The sequence below is a fragment of the Lactobacillus porci genome (assembly GCF_009695985.1).
Lineage (GTDB): Bacteria > Bacillota > Bacilli > Lactobacillales > Lactobacillaceae > Lactobacillus > Lactobacillus absianus.
In genome coordinates, this window is record NZ_VUMX01000011.1 from 1 (window position 1) to 19,489 (window position 19,489).

The 19,489-nt window shown below is 55.4% G+C and carries 16 protein-coding genes and 1 pseudogene; 15 read left to right on the plus strand and 2 right to left on the minus strand.

Annotation, left to right across the window (positions count from 1 at the left end; all coding sequences use genetic code 11):
- A pseudogene (locus tag FYJ62_RS05070) lies at positions 1-583 on the minus strand (RNA-guided endonuclease TnpB family protein); the annotation flags it as partial.
- 147 nt (positions 584-730) lie between these two features.
- On the opposite strand from FYJ62_RS05070, the gene FYJ62_RS05075 reads away from it, so the two are divergent.
- Positions 731-1,924 carry a CCA tRNA nucleotidyltransferase gene (locus FYJ62_RS05075; protein WP_154548383.1) on the plus strand — a complete coding sequence of 398 codons (1,194 nt, stop codon included), beginning with the start codon at positions 731-733 and terminating at the stop codon, positions 1,922-1,924.
- Positions 1,925-2,109: 185 nt separating this feature from the next.
- On the opposite strand, the gene trhA is transcribed toward FYJ62_RS05075, so the two are convergent.
- Positions 2,110-2,772 (minus strand): PAQR family membrane homeostasis protein TrhA, encoded by a 663-nt coding sequence (gene trhA / locus FYJ62_RS05080; RefSeq protein ID WP_154548385.1) that lies wholly within the window; start codon positions 2,770-2,772, stop codon positions 2,110-2,112.
- 134 nt (positions 2,773-2,906) lie between these two features.
- Here trhA and FYJ62_RS05085 point away from each other — a divergent pair, with 134 nt between their 5' ends.
- From FYJ62_RS05085 to FYJ62_RS05150, 14 genes are all read left to right on the plus strand, one after another.
- Positions 2,907-3,761, plus strand: a complete 855-nt coding sequence (locus tag FYJ62_RS05085; protein ID WP_154548387.1) for a DegV family protein — start codon at positions 2,907-2,909, stop codon at positions 3,759-3,761.
- Between the two features lies 1 nt (position 3,762).
- Entirely contained in the window at positions 3,763-3,993 is a 231-nt protein-coding gene (locus FYJ62_RS05090) for a YozE family protein (protein WP_154548389.1), read from the plus strand.
- Positions 3,994-4,135: 142 nt separating this feature from the next.
- The gene (gene ylqF, locus FYJ62_RS05095; RefSeq protein ID WP_154548391.1) at positions 4,136-4,987 is read left to right on the plus strand and encodes a ribosome biogenesis GTPase YlqF; all 852 of its coding nucleotides are present in this window, start codon (positions 4,136-4,138) and stop codon (positions 4,985-4,987) included.
- On the plus strand, positions 4,977-5,744 hold the full coding sequence (locus FYJ62_RS05100) for a ribonuclease HII (protein ID WP_154548393.1): 768 nt from the start codon (positions 4,977-4,979) through the stop codon (positions 5,742-5,744). Before ylqF ends, FYJ62_RS05100 begins: the two co-directional genes overlap by 11 nt.
- Before the next feature lie 98 nt (positions 5,745-5,842).
- Positions 5,843-6,688 (plus strand): DNA-processing protein DprA, encoded by an 846-nt coding sequence (dprA, locus tag FYJ62_RS05105; RefSeq protein ID WP_154548395.1) that lies wholly within the window; start codon positions 5,843-5,845, stop codon positions 6,686-6,688.
- Between the two features lie 123 nt (positions 6,689-6,811).
- The gene (gene topA / locus FYJ62_RS05110) at positions 6,812-8,986 is read left to right on the plus strand and encodes a type I DNA topoisomerase (protein ID WP_154548397.1); all 2,175 of its coding nucleotides are present in this window, start codon (positions 6,812-6,814) and stop codon (positions 8,984-8,986) included.
- Between the two features lie 120 nt (positions 8,987-9,106).
- Positions 9,107-10,426 (plus strand): methylenetetrahydrofolate--tRNA-(uracil(54)-C(5))-methyltransferase (FADH(2)-oxidizing) TrmFO, encoded by a 1,320-nt coding sequence (gene trmFO, locus FYJ62_RS05115; RefSeq protein ID WP_154548399.1) that lies wholly within the window; start codon positions 9,107-9,109, stop codon positions 10,424-10,426.
- Entirely contained in the window at positions 10,426-11,331 is a 906-nt protein-coding gene (xerA, locus tag FYJ62_RS05120; RefSeq protein ID WP_154548401.1) for a site-specific tyrosine recombinase/integron integrase, read from the plus strand. The genes trmFO and xerA overlap by 1 nt, the downstream gene beginning before the upstream one ends.
- Before the next feature lie 58 nt (positions 11,332-11,389).
- On the plus strand, positions 11,390-11,923 hold the full coding sequence (gene hslV / locus FYJ62_RS05125; RefSeq protein WP_154548403.1) for an ATP-dependent protease subunit HslV: 534 nt from the start codon (positions 11,390-11,392) through the stop codon (positions 11,921-11,923).
- Positions 11,923-13,326, plus strand: coding sequence for an ATP-dependent protease ATPase subunit HslU (hslU, locus tag FYJ62_RS05130; RefSeq protein ID WP_154548405.1), 1,404 nt, complete (start codon positions 11,923-11,925; stop codon positions 13,324-13,326). Before hslV ends, hslU begins: the two co-directional genes overlap by 1 nt.
- 25 nt (positions 13,327-13,351) lie before the next feature.
- Positions 13,352-14,260: an aldose 1-epimerase family protein gene (locus FYJ62_RS05135; RefSeq protein ID WP_154548407.1), complete on the plus strand. Its 909-nt coding sequence runs from the start codon at positions 13,352-13,354 to the stop codon at positions 14,258-14,260.
- A 203-nt stretch (positions 14,261-14,463) separates the two neighbouring features.
- On the plus strand, positions 14,464-16,131 hold the full coding sequence (locus FYJ62_RS05140) for an FAD-dependent oxidoreductase (protein WP_154548409.1): 1,668 nt from the start codon (positions 14,464-14,466) through the stop codon (positions 16,129-16,131).
- A 30-nt stretch (positions 16,132-16,161) separates the two neighbouring features.
- Positions 16,162-18,420 (plus strand): Rib/alpha-like domain-containing protein, encoded by a 2,259-nt coding sequence (locus FYJ62_RS05145; RefSeq protein ID WP_154548411.1) that lies wholly within the window; start codon positions 16,162-16,164, stop codon positions 18,418-18,420.
- A gap of 279 nt (positions 18,421-18,699) precedes the next feature.
- Positions 18,700-19,452 carry a hypothetical protein gene (locus FYJ62_RS05150; protein WP_154548413.1) on the plus strand — a complete coding sequence of 251 codons (753 nt, stop codon included), beginning with the start codon at positions 18,700-18,702 and terminating at the stop codon, positions 19,450-19,452.
- Positions 19,453-19,489: the final 37 nt, after the last annotated feature.

Below are 19,489 nucleotides of genomic sequence, written 5' to 3' on the forward strand. Positions count from 1 at the left end.
AGGACTTGGTTGCGCTGATGTGCATAAACCAGTGCTTGCCGGATTTAAGAATCCTGGCAGTGCCAAAAGTCCATTCGTCATTCAGATACTGCTCAAAGCCGGGCATGGCAATCTCGCATTCAATCCGCCCGTCAAGGGTGTTGACGGACACGATCTTGCCGTTCTGCTTAAAGGAATAATCCCGGTCTCTGACCTCATCCAGCTGCGGTCGCTTAAAGAAGATTGGCTTCCAAAGCCAGTCAAGATCGCGCTGAACAGAATAGCAGCCCTTGCCTTGGGGCGCATTGATGTCGTGGATTTTATATGGCTTTTGACCAAGCTGAGTTTGAACAGACTTGTATCTGGCAATAACGGTCTTCAAAACAGACTGAGCCATTTGGGATCTGAGGCTGAACTTCTGTCGCAAGTCGGAGTAGAGTGCTTTGTTCAGCTTTGCCTGGCGGAGTTCAAAGTCATGCTCAAAAACATATTGGGATACGAAGTTGCAGCCCTGTCTGTAAATTTCCATGCTGTCTGCTAAGGCTTTAGCGGCATCAGGGCTAGGCACTTTGATGTGAGCTTTAATGGTCAAAGAAATTTCCATTGGTCATGCCCCCTTTCACTAAATATATTATAATGCAAAGGTAGTGAAAGCAGCCACTGGAATACTAATTATCTGGAGAATTTAGAAAGGAGAAAGGTGCGCTTCCCCCCTCGATTGAAATCGAAGGTTTCCGCGCGCTACATATTCATGAAAATTAATCAATTACCAGAATTGTTCGTCAAGGCCCTGCCAGTCTTGCAGACCCTGGAGCAGGCCGGTTTTGAGGCCTACTTCGTCGGTGGCTGCGTCAGAGACCTCCTTTTGGGGCGTCACATCCATGACGTCGATATTACGACCAACGCTTATCCGGAAGAAGTCAAGAAATGCTTTGACCGCACGATTGATACCGGAATCCAGCATGGGACCGTAACTGCCCTGTATGGCGGCGAGAGCTACGAGATTACCACCTACCGGACGGAATCGGGCTACCAGGACTTCCGCCGGCCAGACAAGGTGACTTTCGTGCAGAATCTGGACGAGGACTTGAAGCGGCGGGACTTTACCATCAATGCCCTGGCCATGAACACCAAAGGGGAGATCGTTGACCTCTTCCATGGCCTCGACGACTTGGACAAGAAGGTTATCCGGGCCGTGGGCGTGGCTGAGGAGCGCTTCCATGAAGATGCCTTGCGGATGATGCGGGCCGTCCGTTTCATGAGCCAGCTGCAGTTTTCTTTGGAAGGGCGGACCCGGCAAGCCATTGTTGACAACCATGAGCTTTTGAGCAAGATCAGCATTGAAAGAGTCCGGGAAGAGTTCGTCAAGATGGGAACTGGCCCTGATGCCCGCCGGGCTTTCGCGGAATTTTTGGACACGGGATTGAGCGAAGAATGTCCTCACCTTGCCGGAAAAAAGGACCAGTTGACCGTCTTTACCAGCTTAAAGGCCAGTCCATCCAGTGAGCGGGTGCTTTGGTCCTTGATCGTCATCCTTTTGAATTTGCCGGAAAAAGCTATCGGCGGGTTCATGAAGGACTGGAAGAACTCTAATGCCATGACCCGTAAGGTGAAGGGGATTGCAGCCGCTTTTGACAAGCTGGGGCAAAGTCCAAGTGACGTCGATTTGTTTGAAATGGGGGCATTGAATCTAAATGACGCCATTGACGCGGCCTTCATTTTGGGCCAGCCGGTTGATTCCAAGACCTTGTTGGACCGCTACCAGAAGCTGCCAATTAAGGACAGCGATGATCTGGCCATTGACGGCCGCTGGTTGATCGCCCAAGGCGTGCGCCCTGGTCCAAAGATGGGGACGCTGCTGAACGACATCAAGACCAAGGTGATCAATGGCGACCTGGTCAACAGCGAGCTGGCCATCGCCAAGTACGTCAGTCAGCAATTGTAGATGAGTAGCGATAAAGCCTTGTCACCGTTGGTGGCGGGGCTTTTGTTTTGCAGGGGGAACGCTGCAGTTGGATACCTTTCGGGAATTAAACTTCAAAAGGTCTAAAGCTACAATGGCTACTTGAAACATAAGCATTCAAAAAAGACCTTGATCAAGCGATCAAGGTCTTTTTACCAACGCGGGCATCAGACATAGAAAAGCACGGAGAAGTACATCAATACTGAGCCCAGCAGTACGAAAAAGTGCCAGATGACGTGGCTGAAGGGGAGGTTTCTCATTGAGAAGAAGAGGCAGCCAAAGGTATAGGCCACCCCGCCCCAAACCAAGAGCCAGAAGCCGGTGGGCCCCAGGCGCGGGTACAGCTGGCTGGCGGCCAGGATGACCATCCAGCCCATGGCAATGTAAAGAATGGTGTCGCCGATCCAGTGCTTGCCCCGGTTGAAGATATAGTAGACGATCCCAAACACGGTCAGGGCCCAGATGATCCCGAACATCCACCAGCCTTCAGCGCCGCCAATGGCGACCAAGGTGTAGGGGGTGTAGGAACCGGCAATGGCAATAAAAATTGACGAGTGGTCGAAGATCTGGAAGACCTTCCGCGCTCTGGTAAAAATCAAGCTGTGATATAAGGTTGAGAAGAGGTAAAGCAGGATCATGCAGGAGCCATAAATGGCAAAAGTCGTGATCCGCAAGGCGCTGCCGGTGTGGGCCGCCTTGACGATCAAGATGACCAGCCCCGCCACGGCCAAGCCAAAACCAATTCCATGAACGACGGCGGAAAGCACGTTGTCAACGACATGGTAGGCTTTAGACCGCTCTTCAGGTTCACTCCAAGGATTAAAAGTCATGTAAACATCCTTTCAAATCGTTATCAGTTTTCACAAAAAGTTTGCTATACTAAATTCGTATAAACTAAATTCTATCATAATGGTTGCCAGTCGGGGCGATTGATAGAATATTATGGAAATTGAGGTCATTTAAATTGGCAAAGATCAAGATCATGACGGACTCTTCCGTACAGTTGAGTCCAGAAGAAATTGAAAAATATCACATTACCGTGGTGCCGCTGTCGATCACGATTGACGGCCACACTTATACGGATGGGGTTGAAATTACCCGTGCCAACTTCATCAAGAAGATGGATGAAGCGGACCAGCTGCCAAAGACCAGCCAGCCGCCGGTTGGGGTCTTTTTGGAAAAAATGAAGGAACTGACGGCTGACGGCAGCGAGGTTCTGGGCATCTTTATGGCCAAGAGCCTGTCCGGGACCGTAGATGCCGCCCGCCAGGCCGCTGAACTGGTCGAAGGCAAGATCACGGTCATTGACTGCGGCTACACCGACCGCTCCCAAGGCTACTACTGCCTGGAAGCAGCCAAGTATGCCGAAGCCGGCAAGAGCATGGACGAGATCGTCGAGCACCTGGATGAAGTTGGCGACAACATGTACCTGGAAATGATGGTGCCGAACCTGAAGAACATTCTGGCTGGGGGCCGCTTAGGCAGATTGGCGGGCCGGGTCGTGTCCGCCTTGAACTTCCACGTGGGCCTGGTCATGAAGAACGGAAAGCTGACCGTGCCTTACCGCGGCCGCGGGCACAAGTTCATGAAGAAGTTCGACGACATGATCGTCGACCAGCTCAAGGAACTGGGCGACAAGGTCGACCGGGTCGGCATCTCTTACGTCGATACCCGCGAAGACATGGAAAAGCTGGCCGCCCGCTTCAAGGAAGTCAACCCTAACCTGGACATCCTGATCCAGGAGACCAGCCCGATCATCATTACGCACGCAGGACATGGCGCTTACGCGGTCATGTTCTTCACTAAGACGGAGCACTAGCATGGCTTACCGGCAAAGTTTCTATCAGTTCCTGATGACCCAGCGCGACCCTGATTCCCGTGAAGAGATTGCCCAATTTGCCAACAATGCTCAGTTCGATTCGTCCTTCCCAAAGCAGGAGCAGGACAAGAACAAGCTCTCTGAGTACCTGGAAGAAAACGCCGGCTACCTGCCGACGATGACGATCTTCGACGATGCTTGGGAGCGATACGTCGAGAAAATGCAGTACTAGCATGATATCGATATACCAAGAGCCTCGCGGCTCTTCTTTATTTGCGGCTGGGGAATGAAGCGGCAAAAATAACAGCAAAATAATTTTTTAGAATAGTAAACAGATATTTAGTTAAGATTGGTATTAGCTTATTGGAGGAAAGATGACTAAGATTCAATGGTATCCTGGCCACATGAACAAGGCCAGGAATCAGCTCGAAGACAAGATGAACCTGATTGACGTGGTTGTGGAAGTATTGGATGCCCGGATTCCGATCGCGTCCAGAAACCCGATGATCGCCGAACTGGTTGGCGACAAGCCGCACTTGATCGTCTTGAACAAGGCCGACCTGGCGGACCCGGTGATGACCAAGCTTTGGCAAAAGGCCCTGATGGGGCCTAAGACCTCAGTCATGGCCATGGACGGCAAGCACAACACCAACATGCAGGCCTTGATCCACCTGATCAAGCGGGCGGGCCAAGACAAGGTGCAGAAGCTGCAGGAGAAGGGGGCGGCTACCCCAACCATCCGCATTGCCTTGGTCGGGGTGCCAAACTGCGGCAAGTCCACCATCATCAACCGCCTGGTTGGCCACAACGTGGCGATTACCGGCGACAAGCCCGGCGTTACTAAGGGCCAGTCTTGGTTGAAGACCCAGCACGGGATTCAAATCCTGGACACGCCAGGGATTCTGTGGCCAAAATTTGACGACCAGGCCGTCGGCTACAAGCTGGCTGCCTTTGGGGCCATCAAGGATACCATTTTCCACGCCGATGACGTGGCTTTGTTCGTGATCGCCCAGATGCGCCAGTACTACCCGGCTTACCTGGCCAAGTTCGCCAACACGAGCAAGGAAGCCCTGGAAAACATCTCAGATACCGACCTGCTTTTGGCTATGACACAAAACAACGGGATGCGGGACGACTACGACCGCTTTGCCAACTTCATGCTCCTGCGCCTGCGCAAGGGCAAGCTGGGGCGGATTACGCTGGACCGGCCGAACCATGACAATTAGCGAAATCAAGGCCCTGCTCAAAAGCGGCCAGGTTGACCCAGCCGCTTTGGCTGCCCTGCGCCAGGACCCGCGAAAAGGCGTGGCCGCGGCCCTGAAGGCCTATGACAAGCGGATGGCCAAGGAAAGCGAAAAGAAAGCGGCTTTTTTGGCCCGCTTCAAGTATGAACGGGAATTCTGGGCTAAGGGGCAGCTGGTGGCCGGAGTCGATGAAGTCGGCCGGGGGCCTTTGGCCGGGCCGGTCGTCGCGGCCGCGGTCATCCTGCCCGCCGGCTTTGACCTGGTGGAAGTCAATGACTCCAAGCAGCTGAGCCCCCAAAAGCGCCTGGCCCTCTACCCGAAGATCCTGCAAGAGGCCGTCAGCGTCGGCGTCGGCGTGATGGACAATCAGGTGATCGACCGGATCAATATCTATGAGGCTGACCGCCAGGCCATGCGGCAGGCGGTTCAGAGCCTGTCCGTCCAGCCGGATGCCTTGCTGGTCGACGCGATGAACGTGCCGGTCAAGCTGCCGCAGACGGAATTGATCAAGGGGGATGCCAAGTCCAACTCGATCGCGGCTGCTTCGATCGTGGCCAAGGTCTTCCGGGACACCCTGATGGATGACTATGCCCAGCTTTACCCCCAGTACGGCTTCCAGCACAATGCCGGCTACGGGACGGCGGAGCACCTCGCGGCTTTGCGGGAATTCGGCCCCACGCCGATCCACCGCCTGACTTTCGCGCCAGTAGCTGATATGGTCAATGAAAATAATGAATAGTTTATAAGACTGCTGCGGCAGTCTTATTTTTTGGCAATTTTAAAAAAATTCCGGTAAAAAGCGCCCTTTTTTGCGTAATAGTAAGTGGAGGGAAAATTATGAACAAAACCGAATTTCTTCTGCGACTGAAAATGCAAAAGGGGCTCAGCTACCTGAAGATCCTCCAGGTCATGCAGCAGATGCCGCCTGACGAGGACGTGGACCATGAGTGGCTCAGCTGCCTGGAATTGCCGGACGAGCTCATCCTGAAGGTGGAGTCCGCCTTCTTCAATGACCGCTTTGAAAGCGCCATCGAGCGGGTTCAGCGGCAGTTCAAGATCATTACTTTCTTTGACGACCTGTACCCGGTCAAATTGCGGGAAATCTACCGACCGCCGGTCCTCTTGTTCGCGATGGGCGACTTGGGCCTGCTTGAGCGGGAAATCACTGTGATCGTCGGCTCCAGAACCCCGACGGCCTACTCCCGGCAAGTGATTGAGAACTTGATGCCGGAGCTCTTGCGCCGCAAGCAGGTGATCGCGTCCGGCCTGGCCCAGGGGGTTGACGCGATTGCCCACCAGACCACCCTGAATTATGGCGGCAAGACGATTGCCGTGGTGGGCAACGGGCTGAACTACTTCTACCCCCAGGGCAACATGGACCTGCAGCGCGCGATTGCCAAAAAGGGGCTCTTGCTCAGCGAGTACCTGCCGGATACCCCGCCCAAGCCCTTCAGGTTCCCGGAGCGCAACCGGATCCTGGCCGGCATCTGCAAGAACGTGATCGTGACTGAGGCCAAGGAGCATTCCGGCTCCTTGATTACCGCCAATTTGGCCCTGCAGGAAAACCGCAACGTCTACGCGATTCCCGGCCAGATCAACTCCCCCTTGTCGGTTGGCACCAACCAGCTGATTTCGGCGGGCGCGACTCCGATTATTGGCCCGCGTCTGGAAGGGATCGGCTGACTTTTTGTCCGCGCCAGAACTTGTTTTTTCCTTTATTAGCTTTTCTTTTAGTTGACAATTCGCCAAATAATACCTATATTGGAAAAAGATTTGAATTTAGATTACAAGTGAAAGGGGCATTTGATGCCTGCTACGACAAAGAAAGCTACGAAGAAAACGACAGCGACTAAGAGCGCGGCCAAGACCAAGGCCAAGCGCAAGAGAAGCAAGGTCAAGAAGGACCTGGTCATCGTGGAATCGCCAGCCAAGGCGCACACGATTGAGAAGTACCTGGGCCGCAAGTACCACGTGATTGCCTCTAAAGGCCACATCCGCGATCTGCCCAAGTCCCAGATGGGGGTCGACATTGAGAACGACTACAAGCCAAAGTACATCTCCATCCGCGGCAAGGGCGACACAATCAAGGAACTGAAGAGCGAAGCCAAGAAGGCCAACAAGGTCTACCTGGCTTCCGACCCGGACCGGGAAGGGGAAGCCATTGCCTGGCACGTGGCCCACGTTTTAGGGCTGGATGAGAAGGAGCAGAACCGGGTCACCTTCAACGAAGTGACCAAGGACGCGGTCAAGGAGGCCTTCAACCACGCTCGGACCATCGACATGGACACGGTCGACGCCCAGCAGGCCCGCCGGGTCCTGGACCGCTTGGTCGGCTACTCCCTGTCGCCAATTCTCTGGTCCAAGGTCAAGAAGGGCCTCTCAGCCGGCCGGGTGCAGTCCGTGGCCCTGAAGCTGGTCATTGACCGGGAGAAGGAGATCAAGGCCTTCAAGCCTAAGGAATACTGGACCATTGAAGCCGAATTTGAGAAGGACAAGAAGTTCCAAGGCAGCTTCTACGGGGTCAAGGGAAAGAAGACCGAGCTGCCTGACAATGACGCCGTTCAGGACCTGCTCAAGCAGTTTGACAAGAAGCAGCCTTTTGAAGTGGCGAAAGTGGTCAAGCGGGAAGTCCGCCGGCAGGCGGCAGCCCCCTTCACCACGTCAACCTTGCAGCAGGAGGCCAACCGGCGCTTGAACTTCCGGACCTCAAAGACCATGAACATTGCCCAGCACCTCTATGAAGGGGTCAGCCTGGGCAAGGAGGGGACCGTCGGCTTGATCACTTACATGAGAACCGACTCCAAGCGGGTTTCCCCGGTCGCGACCGCTGAAGCTGCCAAGTTCATCAATGAGGAATACGGAGAAGCGTTCGCGGCCAAGAAGCAGCGGCACTTCAAGAACCAGGAAGATGCCCAGGACGCCCACGAAGCCATCCGGCCAACCAGCGTCTACCGCACGCCAAAGTCCCTTGAGTCCGTCTTGACCCGCGATGAGCTCCGCCTCTACAGCCTGATCTGGTCGCGCTTCGTGGCCAGCGAGATGACGCCGGCCGTGTTTGACACGGTCCGCTATGACCTGGTCCAAAACGAGGTCTGCTTCAGAGCCTCCGGGTCAGTCATGAAGTTTGCCGGCTTCACCAAGGTCTACGACAACCGGGCTGAAAAGAACGTTACCCTGCCGGTTTTGGAAGAAGGGGATCAGGTCAAGCTGACCAAGTCCGACAACAAGCAGCACTTCACCCAGCCGCCGGCCCGCTACACGGAAGCCAGCCTGGTCAGAGCCCTGGAAGAAAACGGGGTCGGGCGGCCGTCAACCTACGCGCCAACCATCCAGAACATCCAGACCAGAAACTACGTCAAGCTGGAAGGTCGCGCCATCGTGCCGACTGAGCTGGGCGAGATCGTCGACGGCCTGGTTGAGCAGTTCTTCCCAGACATCACCAGCGTGGACTATACGGCCAAGCTGGAAAGCGACCTGGACGAGGTCGAGGACGGGAAGAAGGACTGGGCGGCCGTGGTCGACCAGTACTACAAGCCTTTCTCCAAGGAACTGGAAAAGGCTGACAGCGAGATCCAGAAGATCCAGATCAAGGACCAGCCAGCTGGCTTTGACTGCGAGATCTGCGGGGCGCCAATGGTGATCAAGATGGGCCGCTACGGCAAGTTCTACGGCTGCTCGCGCTTCCCTGACTGCCACCACACCCAGGCGATCGTCAAGAAGGTCGGCGTGACCTGCCCGAAGTGCGGCCAAGGCGAGATCTTGGAGAAGAAGTCCAAGCGCGGCCGCAAGTTCTATGGCTGCTCGCGCTACCCGGACTGCGACTTCGTCTCCTGGGACAAGCCGATCGCGCGCAATTGCCCTAACGACGGCCACTTCCTGGTCGAAAAGAAGCGCAAGGACGGGATCATCGTCCAGTGTCCAAACGGCGACTACAAAGAAGAGCCGCAGGCGGAAAGCGAAGCCGTCAGCGGACAGGAATGAAAATGATTGCTTAAAAATCAATAAAATTAAGCGTTTACCATCAACCGAAATTCGATTGATGGTATTATTTTTAGAAGAAGAATTTTTACGCGAATTAATAGGATTAAAGGATTGAAAGAAATGACTCAAAAAGTAACTGTTATCGGCGGCGGACTGGCCGGCTCAGAAGCCGCTTGGCAACTGGCCAAGCGGGGCATCGAAGTTGACTTGTACGAAATGCGGCCTAAGAAGCTGACCCCAGCCCATGAAACCGGCGGCTTCGCGGAATTGGTCTGCACCAACTCCATGCGGTCCAACCAGCTCTCCAACGCGGTTGGCCTGCTCAAGGAAGAAATGCGCCGCATGGGCTCCTTGATCATGGAGGCCGCTGACGCGACGCAAGTGCCAGCCGGCGGGGCCTTGGCCGTTGACCGGGCGGACTTCTCCAAGTACGTCACTGACAAGCTCAAGAGCATGGACAAGATCACGGTTCACGATGAGGAAATCACTAACCTGCCAGCTAACGGCATTACGGTCGTAGCGACTGGTCCATTGACCTCAGACGGGCTGGCGGAGAAGATTCAGGAATTTGAAGGCCGGGACTCCCTCCACTTCTTTGATGCCGCCGCTCCAATCATCGCGGCCGACTCCATCGACATGGACATCGTCTACAAGAAGAGCCGCTATGACCGGGGCGAGGCGGCCTACCTCAACTGCCCGATGAACAAGGAGCAGTACGAGGCTTTCGCGGATGCCCTGATTCACGCGGAGACCGCTGAGCTGCACGGCTTTGAGAAGTCTGAGGTCTTTGAAGGCTGCATGCCAATTGAGGTCATGGCCGCCCGGGGCCCGAAGACCATGCTGTTTGGCCCCCTCAAGCCAGTCGGCCTGGAAGACCCGCACACTGGCAAGACCCCATACGCGGTCGTGCAGCTTCGCCAAGACAACGCGGCCGCGTCCATGTACAACATCGTGGGCTTCCAGACCCACCTGAAGTACGGGGAGCAAAAGCGGGTCTTCCGCATGATTCCGGGTCTGGAGAACGCCCGCTTCGTCCGCTACGGCAAGATGCACCGGAACACCTACATGGCCAGCCCGGAAGTCTTGAACGCCACTTATGAGGCCAAGCAGCGCCAGGGGCTCTTTTTTGCCGGCCAGATGACCGGCGTTGAAGGCTACGTTGAAAGCGCGGGCTCAGGCCTGGTTGCCGGGATCAATGCCGCCCGGGAGGCCTTGGGACAAGCGCCGGTCGTCTTCCCGAAGACTACGGCCCTGGGCTCCATGGCCAACTACATCACGACCACTGATGCCAAGCATTTCCAGCCAATGAACGCTTCCTTTGCCTTGATTCCGGGCCTTGAAGGCAAGAAGATCCGCAACAAGCGCGAGCGCCACGAGAAGATTTCCGAAAGAGGCCTGCAGGATCTGGAAGCCTTTAAGGAACAAGAGCTGGCTGACTAATGAAGGACGAGTTCCTGGACCAGTTCCTGAGCTATTTGAAAAATGAGCGGGCCTACAGCCCCAAGACCATCCAGGCCTATCAGCGGGACTTGGAAGCAGCCAGGCAGTTCTGGCAGGACAATGGCGGCTTTCCCGGCTGGGGGCGCTTAGCGGGCCGGGACTTTGAAATCTACCTGCAGGACTTGGCCAGCCGCGGCCTGGCCCGGTCGACGACCAGCCGGAAGATGTCCAGCCTCAAGTCCTTCTACCGCTTTTTGACCAAGCGCCAGCTGGCCGCGGTGGATCCAACCGCCGGGATCGTCATCAGGCGGGGCGAGAAGAAGCTGCCCCAGTTCTTCTACCCCCAGGAGATCAAGCGGGTCTTTGACTCCCTGAATGACGACCGTCCCCTGACCATCCGCAACCGAGCCATCTTGTCCTTGTTCTATGCCACGGGGATGCGGGTGAGCGAGCTGGCGGCCTTAAAGTTCCAGCAGCTGGACTTAGACCGGCAGCTGATCCTGGTTCACGGCAAGGGCGGGAAGGACCGCTGGGTCTTGTTTTCGGATGAGGCCAAGCAGGACCTTGAGCGCTACTTGGACCAAAGCCGGCCGCTTTTGCTGGGACGCAAGGAGGATGGCGGCCAGGTCTTTTTAAGCCAGCGGGGCGATCCCCTGGCGGTAAGGACGATCCAGGAGGTCATCCGGCAGATTTTCGCCAAGGCCGGCGCTGGGACGGGGGCCCACCCCCATGAATTGCGGCATACTTTTGCCACCCAGATGCTGAACAATGGGGCGGACATCAGGAGCGTGCAGGAATTGCTGGGCCACGCCAGCCTATCGACGACTCAGATCTACACGCACGTGACGATGGCTCACCTTAAAGCTGATTACGCGAAATATTTTCCACGGAAGGGCCCGAAATGAGCTCAAAGTGCTAAGATGAAAATGGCCCTACGGCCAATAAATGGAGGATAGAGAAAAAATGACGACGATTTGTTCCGTTAAATACCATGGCCAGACCGCGATCGCGGGCGATGGCCAAGTTACCTTGGGAAAGAGCATTATTGCCAAGTCTTCAGCCAGAAAGATCCGCCGGATCTACCACGACCGCGTGGTGATCGGCTTTGCTGGCGGCGTGGCTGATGCCGTCAGCCTGGAAGAAATGCTGGAAGGAAAGCTGGAAAGCTTTAACGGCGACCTGCGCCGGGCAGCCGTCGAAATGGCCCAGTCCTGGCGCAAGGACCCGACCCTGCAGAAGCTGGAAGCGATGCTGATTGCTTTTGACGACAAGGACCTGCTCCTGATCTCCGGCAACGGCGAGGTGCTGGAGCCGGATGAAAGCGTGGTGGCAATTGGCTCAGGCGGCTACTATGCCCAAGCAGCCGCAATTGCCATGACCCGGCACAGCGAAGGCATGAGCGCGGCGGAGATTGCCAAGGAAGCCGTGGACATTGCCGCGGGGATCGATGTCTTCACCGACCACCAGATTATTACTGACGAAATCGAGGCAAAATAATGAAGCAGAAGACTCCAAAGCAGATCGTGGCCTTGCTTGACCAATACATCATCGGTCAAGACGAAGCCAAGAAGTCAGTCGCCATCGCCTTGTACAACCGCTACCGCCGGGCCCAGCTGCCAAAGGACGTGCAAAAGGACATCACGCCCAAGAACATCCTGATGGCTGGCCCGACCGGGGTCGGCAAGACCGAGATTGCCCGCCGCCTGGCTGACATCGTCGAGGCGCCTTTCGTCAAGGTCGAGGCCACCAAGTTCACCGAAGTCGGCTACGTAGGCCGGGACGTGGAATCAATGGTCCGGGACCTGGTGACTGAAGCCGTCCGCATGGTGGAAAAGGAAGAATTCGCCCGCGTGGAGGCCCAGGCCGCCCGCGAGGCCAACAAGATCCTGGTCAGAAAGCTGGTCCCAGGCATCAAGCGCAATGATCGCCAGAACCAGATGCAGCAGATGCAGTCAATGATGCAGAACCTTTTGGCAGGCAATCCTTTGGCAAGCCCAGAGGAAGATGACGGGGAAGTGACTGACGAGATCAGAAATGAGCGTCTGTCAGTTGCTGAGCAGCTGGACAAGGGGCTCTTGGAAAACCGGGAAGTCACCATCGAAGTCGAGCAGGCGCCAAAAGTCAACCCAATGGGCGACATGATGGGCCAGATGGGGATGGACATGTCCTCAGTCCTGGGCGACATGATGCCCAAGAAGAAGGTCAAGCGGACCCTGCCGGTCAGCGAAGCCCGCCAGCTGCTGATCCAGGAGAACGAGCGCAAGCTGGTCGACTACGACAAGATCTACCAGAAGGCGATCGAGCGGACCAGCCAGGACGGGATCATCTTCATCGACGAAATCGACAAGATCGTTGCCGGCAACAAGAACAACTCCGGTGAAGTCTCCCGTGAAGGGGTGCAGCGCGACATTTTGCCAATCGTGGAAGGGTCAACCGTCAACACCAAGTACGGTCCGGTCTCCACCGACCATATTCTGTTCATCGCGGCGGGGGCTTTTGCCGAAAGCAAGCCGAGCGACTTGATCCCTGAATTGCAGGGGCGCTTCCCAATCAGAGTCGAGTTGAACGGCCTGACCAAGGAAGACTTCATCAAGATCTTGAAAGACCCGCAAAACTCCCTGCTCAAGCAGTACATTGCCTTGCTGAAAGCAGACGGGGTCAGCCTGGTCTTTACGGCCGAAGCCGTGGACAAGATCGCCCAAATCGCTTATGAAGTCAACCAGGGAACTGACAATATCGGTGCCCGGCGTCTCGCCACCATTTTGGAAAAACTGTTGGAAGATGTGCTCTACGAAGGGCCAGACATGGAAATGGGGCAGATTACCGTGACCCAGGCTTATGTAGAGCAGAAACTGAGTGATATCGTAAAGAACAAGGACCTGACCAAGTTTATCTTGTAAAGATCCTGAACAAGGAACCGAAGCTATGGAATACACTATTGAGAATGGAATTATCAAAGTAACTGTTTCAACCCATGGAGCCGAAATCCAAAGCATTGTCGGCAAGCATCTGGGCAATGAATACATTTGGCAGGCTGATCCTGCCGTTTGGGGTCGCCATGCTCCCGTCCTTTTCCCAATCGTTGGACGCCTGAAGAACGACTCTTACACCTACAAGGGCAAGAAGTACGAAATGCACCAGCACGGCTTTGCCCGTGACATGGAGTTTGCTCTGGAAGAGCAGACTGAAGACAAGCTGACTTTCCTTTTGACTGACAATGAAGAGACCCGCAAGATTTACCCGTTCAAGTTTGAATTCCGGGTCAGCTACGAGCTGTTGAACAATATGGTCAAGGAAAGCTTCAAGGTCACCAACAAGAGCGAAGGCGAGATGATCTTCGGCGTTGGCGGTCACCCAGGCTTTGCCTTGCCGGTCAATGACCAGGTCAAGAAGGACGACTTCTACCTGCAGGTCACCCCGGCCAAGCCGCGCGTGCAGGTGCCGCTGGAAGGGGCTTACCTCAACTGGAAGAAGCGGTCCCTGGCCCCAACGGGCACCCTGATCACCATTGATGATGAATTGTTCAAGAACGATGCCATGGTGCTGGTGATGCGCCGGCCGAACAACAAGTTCTCAATCCGGACCGACACGAGCCGCTTCCACGTCAACGTGCGGACTGACTCAGCCCCATACGTCGGCGTTTGGTCCCAGTACCCGAACTGTGGCAACTACGTCTGCATCGAGCCATGGTGGGGGATTGCCGACCTCACTGATGCCGATGGGGACCTTGAGCACAAGCAGGGGATGAACAAGTTGGAGGCTGGCGAAGAATTTGAAGCCAGCTTCCGCATGTCCTTCCACAGCCAAGGTGAACCAAACGAGCTCAAGGCTTAAGGTAAAGTTAACTAAAGACGCTTCCAAGCATGGAGGCGTCTTTTTTTGACCCCGGCTTAACTCATTTGCTATCTTTTTTGATCCGAAAGCGTTTACTTTTCAAGGAAAAAGAATTACGATTTGGATGTAGACAAGCAATACATACCGTTATTAATCGTGTTATAGCAAAGATCAATCAAGCAGATTGCTAAGGAGGAAAAATTATGGCAAAGCTGCAGAAGGGGACCTTTACGGGTCAAGCCGGCGGTCATGGCGGCGACATCAAGGTCGCTTTGACGACGGACGGCGAGCACATTACTGACGTTAAGATTGTTGAACAGCATGAAACCCCGCATGTGGGCGACAATGCCTTTAAGTGGATTCCAGAGCGGATCGTCCATTACCAGTCCCTGGCCGTGGACGCGGTCAGCGGGGCCAGCTTCACGTCCAGAGGGATCATCAATGCCAGCAAGCAGGCCTTGCAAGCGGCCGGTGGCGACTTGGCCGACTGGAGCCAGCCGGTGCCTAAGCCGCCAGTCGTGGCCAAGGACCAAACGGTAGACGTCGCCATTGCCGGTGGCGGGCTGACGGGCTTGACGATGGCGGCTTTTGCCATCAAGAACGGCTTGAAGCCCCTGATCGTTGAGAAGAACGACCAGGTCGGCGGCTCCTTCCGCTACGCGGCTGGGGCCTTTGCCACCGTTGGCTCCAAGAAGGTCGCTGACAACCAGATCGACGATCTGATCAACTGGGTCAAGGAGCTCAATACCCACGGCGCCAAGAAAGAGATGGACTATGACTTTTTGCGCTATCTGGAAGAGCATACGGGCGAGACTTTTGATGAATTGGTCGACATCGCAGGCAGCAAGCCGCAAATTGCCCAAGAAGCGCCTTACAAGTTCGCCGTATTTGGCGGCGGGGCCTTTATCGTCAATGCCCTGGAGAAATACATCAAGGACCATGGCGGCTTGATCCTGCCGGACACGGTGATTACCAGAATCAACGTTGACGAAAGCGGCAAGCACGCGACTGGCTTTGCGGCCCGGAATGCCGCTGGCTGCTTTACCGTAACCGCCAAGGCCGTGGTGATCGCGACTGGCGGTGAGTCATACGGGCACAAGGAAGACTTGGTCAAGACCACCCCAAGCCTGGAAAAGGTGCACGTCTTCAATGAAGCCAACCCGGGCAACACCGGCGATGGCTACGGCCTGCTGAAGGAAGCTGGGGCCAGCTTCTATGAGGGCAATATCTACAAGAACGCCTTCCTGGACTTTGGCTGGCCGCTGCGCATTTCCTACGCGAACGTGCCAGACTACAGCAAGGCGATCGTGGTCAATGACCAAGCCAAGCGCTTTACCAATGAAGCACCATTTTTTGCCTTAAATCTGACCACGGCCCTTTACTATGAAGGCAGTCCGCGCTACTACGTCATCTATGACGCGGCAAAGATGGACCAGACCTTCAGAAAGAAGCTGGATGCCCAGAAAGAAGACCCAAAGGTCGTCGTTCATGCTGGCAGCGTCAAGGAGCTGGCTGAAAAACTGGACCTTGACCCGGCGGCTTTGGAGCAGACGGTGGCCGGCTACAATGAAGCCTGCGCCAAGGGCGAAGACGAGTTTGGCAAGGACGCCGCCCACTTGGAGAGCCTGGACGGGGCGGATGGCTACTATGGCCTTTACACCATGCCTGGCTCATGGGGAACCATCGGCGGGGTCAAGATCAACCGGGACATGCTGGTTGAGCAGACTGACGGCTCTTTCTTTGACAACCTTTACGCACTGGGCGAGATGTCAACGAACGAGCTCTTCAGCGACTTTTACATTGCCGGCTTCAGCTTGGCCAACTACTCAACCGAAGCCCGACTGGTTGCCGAGCGCCTGGCTGCGAATTAAGGCAGGCGAAAACAAAAGGGGGAGATCATTATGAAACGGATAGTTAAAAGCTTGAGTGCGGCTGCCTTGGCCGCCTTGTTCCTGACCGGCGGGCTGGCTGGCCAAGCAAAAGCCGCCAGAGAGGACGCGGAGCGCTATCAGCCAAAAGTAGCCAACAAGCAGGTGGAGGTAGGCGATTTCCGCTTTGCCGACAGCTTCGTCAAGAATAAGGAACAGCTGCCGAAGGAGACGATTTTTTCCTTTACGGAAACGCCGGACTTCTACCGGGCGGGCAGCTACCGGACGCGGATCATCGCCGCGTACCCGGACTGGTCCCAGGACAAGAGCAAGACCTTCACGGTAACGGTCAAGGAAAAGCAGACCGATGCCAAAAAGTACCGTCCAGAGGCCAAAGGCAAGACGGTCAAGATGGGCAAGAGCATTTCGCCGGCCAGCCTGATCAAGAACCGCCATTCCCTGCCAAAGGGCACGAACTACAGCTTTAGCAGCCGGGTCAACTTCAAGAAAGCCGGAAGCTACAAGACCAGGATTGCCTTGGTCTACCCGGATGGGAGCAGCGAAAGCAGCAAGACCATCAGGATCAAGGTCAAGGACCTGAGAAAGGACAAGGAGAAGTACCGGCCAAAGGTCAAGAAAGTCAAGACCGCTTACGGGAAAGTGCTGTATGCCTACCAGGCCGTGACCAACTGGCGCAAGCTGCCAAAAGGGACGACCTTCTCCTACACCAAGGCCGTCAACTTCTGGAAGTCCGGCAAGTACAAACGGCGGGTTCTGGTCCAGTATCCGGACAAGTCGTCTGAAAAGACCAGCAGCTTCTATTTGACCGTCAAGCGCCAGCCTGACAACCAAAAGTATGGCTTAAGGGTCAAGAATGCCAGCCTTTGGCTGGGGCAAAAGACCACGGCCAAGAAGCTGGTAGCCAATGCCGCGGCCTTGCCAAAGAAGACCAAGTACTCCTTTACCAGCAAGGTCAGCTTCAAGAAGACCGGGACCTATTGGACCCAGATCAAGGCCACTTACCCGGACAAGTCCAAAAACACCAGTGCCTGGCTCAAGGTCACGGTTGCCAGAAAGCCGGACCGCTTGAAGTACCAGCCAAAGGTCAAGGGGACCAGCGTTTGGAGCGGGCAGGCCGTGTCAGCCAAGCAGCTGGTCACCAACCACTCCAAGCTGCCAAAGAAGACCAAGTACTCCTTTACCAGCAAGGTCAGCTTCAAGAAGGCCGGCACTTACCAGACCCGGATCAAGGCCACTTACCCGGACAAGTCCAAGGATACCAGCGCCAAGATCAAGATCACGGTAAAGAAGAAGCCTGATGCCGCAGTCTACAAGGCCAAGGCCGTCAAGAGCGCGTCCGTGGTCCGCGGCAGCGTGCTGCCGGCGGCCAGTCTGATTGCCAACCGGTCCAAGCTTCCCAAGAAGACGGCTTTTGCCTTCACGGTTGGTCCCAACTTCCAGAAGGTGGGCTCATATGACACCGGCGTAGTCGTCATCTACCCTGACGGCAGCCGGCAGGTAATTAAGAAGCTCACCGTGGTCGTCAAGGAAAAAGCCAACGCGGACTTGTATGCCCCGCAGGTTAAGGGCACGGCGACGACTTTGAAAGGGCACCCGCTCACGGCGGCCAGCCTGATCACCAACGCTGCTGCTCTGCCAAACGGCACCAAGTTTGCCTTTGTCAAGGCGCCTGACTTTAACAAGGCCGGCAGCAGCCAGGTGAAGATCAAGGTCACCTACCCAGACAAGTCCAGCGAGGAGACGGCGGCGGTCCGGATCCAGGTCAACGCCAGCCAGGCTTCTCTGCACCCAGCCTTAGCCGTCAAGGAGGCGGTCTTGCCAGTCGGGCAGGCGGCTGACGCCAATAAGCTGCTGACCAATGCCGCGGCTTTGCCAGCTGGCTTTAGCGTCCGCTTCGTTGAAGCAGGCGGCGCCGCGAGCTACCAGCTGCCAAATACCGGCGTGGCCGGCACTTACAAGGCCTGCCTTGAGGTGGCCTACCCAGACGGGTCAACGGTTCAGCGGCCAGTCACGGTCAAGGTTCTGCCAGACAGTGAATACTTCAAGCCGCAAGCTGGGAACAGCGAAGCCGCGCTAGGGACGGTCAAGAGCGCCAAGGATTTGATCCAAAACGCGGGCGAATTGCCGGGCATGACCACGTATGAGTTTGTGAGCGAAGATGGGGCAGTCGTGCCTGACTTTAACCAGGCCGGCACTTACCCAGCTGCTATCAAGCTTGGCTACCCGGACCAGACCAGCACTATCGTCAAGCTGACCATCGTGGTCAAGTAAGCTAATTGCAAGAGTCTGGAAAAAGACTCTAACGAATAATAAAGGCTTCTAGAAGTGGAAAAACTTCTGGAAGCCTTTTTATGTGTCTCAAATCACAGCAGAGAATGGCTGAAGCCCAAAAGGCCCCCAGCAGCCACTTTTTCCCAGACTCTTTTTTCGATCATTTTGTGTGACTTTTGCCGTCTGCTTTTGTTATAATTTTCCTTGTGTGAAGCGGTTACATTTAGAAAAAGAGTTTTAACAAGGGATTTAGTTAATTAAGAAGACAGGAACACGCAAATGGACAAGATCAAGTGTGCCGTCTGCGGCGGCCAGAAAATCAGAAAGGAAAGCGACCTTTACGTCTGCCAGACTTGCGGGATCGAGTATACTCTGGGCCAGGTACAGGAGCTCTATTATCAGAAAAATTTAAAGCAAGAGGACCTCTTGGCCAAGGCCAAGGAGTGCTACCGGCGCAAGGAGTACCGCAAATCCTGTCGCCTCTGCCAGCAGCTGCTGGCTTCTGGCGCCAAAGAGCCGGAAGCCCAGCTGTACCTGGCCTTAAGCCAGGCGCGTCTGCACTTTCATAGCAAAAGCGCGCGGGAGCAGCTGGTCAGTGGAACGTCAGCGGCAATTGCTACTAAAAGGCAGGCCGGCATTGGTCGCTCCTACTTTGACTTTTGCAGCCGGGCTCTGGGGGAAGTCCTGGTCTTGGGGCTGGCTTATGAAGAAGCCGCGGAAAAGGTCTTTTATGCTGAAACCAGTCATTTGGACTCATCATCGCCAATTACCATTGCCCAGGCTGAGAAGCGCCTGTCTAAAGAGCTGATGGCCAGCTGGGAGACCTGCGACCAGGTGGCCAGGGCCTGCGTCAGCGGGATCGAGGACTTTTCGGAGGCTGGATCAGGCTTTTGGGACTTGATCGCGGCCATGCTCGATGACTTGAACATCAACGCCAAGCGGGGGATCGCCTCGTCAGAGCGCCTGCAAGAAGAGCGGACCTTTTTTGCCAAACTGCAGAAAGCGCCTTGCCTTTTTGAAGAAATTTCCTGAAAAACAAATTATTTTTAAAAAAGGTCTTGCCAAAGGC